General features: G+C 69.2%; 2 pseudogenes. Both read right to left on the reverse strand.

The window, feature by feature from the left end:
- Positions 1-692, reverse strand: a pseudogene (locus tag ACIOJE_RS34615) (hypothetical protein); the annotation flags it as partial.
- Between the two features lie 841 nt (positions 693-1,533).
- Positions 1,534-2,610 (reverse strand): annotated as a pseudogene (locus tag ACIOJE_RS34620) (IS701 family transposase); the annotation flags it as partial.
- Positions 2,611-2,618: the final 8 nt, after the last annotated feature.

Genomic DNA, 2,618 nt, shown 5'->3' on the forward strand with positions numbered 1-2,618 from the left:
GTGGCCCCGTCGCCGTTGAAGGTGACCGTCGCACCCGGAACGGGCACGCCGTTGCACAGCACCACCGCGGACACGACGGCGGGCTGGCCGGCGACTATCGGGCCGACCACCGGCTGGATGATGACCACCGAACAGGTCGACGGCGCCGGCACGGTGACGGTGATCGGCACGAAGGTGCAGGCCGCACAGGTGCCGGCGGAGGGGGTGAAGCTGACCCCCACCACCTGACCGGCCGTCAGCGACAGTCCCAGACCGACCGGACCGACCACGCCGTTGACCACCGGGGCGGTGACCGTGGCCCCGCCCGGCAGGGTGTAGGTCAGGGTGCCGTTGACGGAAATCAGGCCGGCGCTGCAGGTCAGGGTGGTCTCGGCGGTCACGAGGCCGCCGACGGCGATCGACAGCGTCGTGGAGATGGTCCCGGCCGGCGCCGCGTCGACGGTGACCGTGCCGCTGTCGACCGCGACCACCGTGGCGACGGCATTCAGGTAGGTCACCAGGACCAGCTGCGCGCCGGAGCCGACAGCCGTGAACGTCACCGGTCCGGCGGCGCCGGCGACCACCGGCAGCGACTGCGGGGCGGCGCCGTCATAGAAGAAGACAGCGGTGGCGGCCGCCGCGGGCGCGCCGGTGGCCGTGGCGGTGAAGGCGGAACACGCCGCCACGGGAGTGGGAACGATGGTTACTGCCATGTGAGCAGCCCCTTGAGCGAGTCGGGAGTGGGGCTGCCCGAACACGGCCGCGCCAGATGGTACGGCCGACGAATTCCACCTGTCAGGGTGCCCGTGTATGGGGACGGTGACCCGTCAAGCGATCACCACCCCGACGCCCCGACAGGGGAATGGGCACCCCACAGTCGGTCACTGCCATTACAACTACACCGGCCGGCCAAGGCCATACCCCCCCGATCGAATAACCCGTATGGACCAACGTTCGGAACACCACCGCACCCAACAGTCGCTCCAACCACGGAACTTGCACCGCACGGGGCGCACTGCACGACTCCGCACGCCCCGTTCCCGCCACACTGACCGCCTGCCGGAGCGGTACGCCGGCAGTTGCCGGCGGGGACGAGCGGCGATCAACGCGGCCATGTACTCCAGCGCCCGCCCTCGCGGCTCCGATCTGGTGAAACGCGATGCAAAGCGGGCATGCAACCCCGCCACCGCCGCCTTCCACTCCTCGACCTGCCCCACCCCAAGATCAATCACCCGCCGAGGCAATCATGATCAAGTGCGGTTGCAGTACTAATACTCCAGTGAGAGTTCTCCGTATGTCCTGGTCAGCGGCCTGGTGGCGGTGAGTGTAGCGGCCTGATGTCCCATCAGGGACGGTCTTCATGAGATCGCCCCTCGATCGTGTGCAGCCGACGTTGGTAGTGACAGCGGCGGGCGATGGCCTGGCGTTGTCGGCGCCAGGTGGACCAGTTCGAGGAGTGAGCGCGGGGCGAGCACCGTGGCGGACGCGGCCCGTGGGGGCGGCCAGCCGCCAGGAGCCGCCGGATCTCTGCCGCGGTGAGGTCCACCAAGGCGCGGGAACCGTTTCTGCAGCCCCCTTTGATGCCGCCGCCATCGCGGCCAGGAAGGCGTGGGCGAGCATGGCCAGGGTGATGTGCCGCATCCAGCCGGTGTAGCGACGGACCTCGTACTGATCCAGGCCGCATTCGTTCTTCGCAGTCTGGAAGCACTCCTCGATCGCCCAGCGCATCCCGGCAATTCGCACCAACTGCTCAACAGTCGTTTCGAGTTGTGAGTAGGCGAGGTAGTAGGCGATCTCGTCGGGCCTGCTCAGGCTGCGGCGGGCCAGTGCCCACCGCTGGCGGACCTGGACCTCGCCCTGGTAGTCGAACTCCGCCACGGCGGGCAGCCGGATGGCCGCCCAGTCGTAGATACGCGGTCCCTTTGCGCCGGCACCGCACGAGATCCGCTGCCAGGCGTCGGCCGGGGCCTGGGAGAACAGCCGGTCGATGCGGTTGCAGCCCACGCTGAACTGGGGCTTGGGCACTGCCAGGACATAGCCGACACCGGACTGTTCCAGCAGTCGGCGGAAGCGTCCTTCCTGTCCGTAAGCCGAGTCGGCAGTGACCCAGGCGATGGGCAGCGGGGAGGCAAGTGCGCGTAGGACCAGGGCCTTGGCGAGCTGGCCCTTGGTGTGGAACTCCCGCTCGTCGGGGATCTTCGCCGCGCGGCAGCGGTCCCGATCCTCGGTCCAGGACCTGGGCAGGTAGAGCTCGCGGTCGACAAGGGCCCGTCCGCGGCTGGTGGCGTAGGCGGCGAAGACTCCGATCTGGCAGTTCTCGGTGCGGCCGGCGGTGCCGGAGTACTGGCGTTGCGCACCGGCGGAGGTGGTGCCTTTCTTGACGAAGCCGGTGTCGTCGATGATCAGGACTCCGTCGTTCTCGCCGAGGTGTTCGGCGACGCAGTGCTGGAGTTCGTCGCGGATCTCGTCCGCGTTCCAGCGGGCGCCGGCGAGCAGGTGCTGGAGGCCGTCGGGGGTGGTGTGGCCGGCGTACTCGGCCAGCTGGTGAGGTCGGTCCGGGGCGCCCTGCCGACGTTGCCGTCGGTGGGTTTCCCCGAACCGCCTCCCGAACCGGACGTGCCCGATTTCCAGGCATCCGG

Source organism: Kitasatospora sp. NPDC087861 (assembly GCF_044742585.1).
Lineage (GTDB): Bacteria > Actinomycetota > Actinomycetes > Streptomycetales > Streptomycetaceae > Kitasatospora.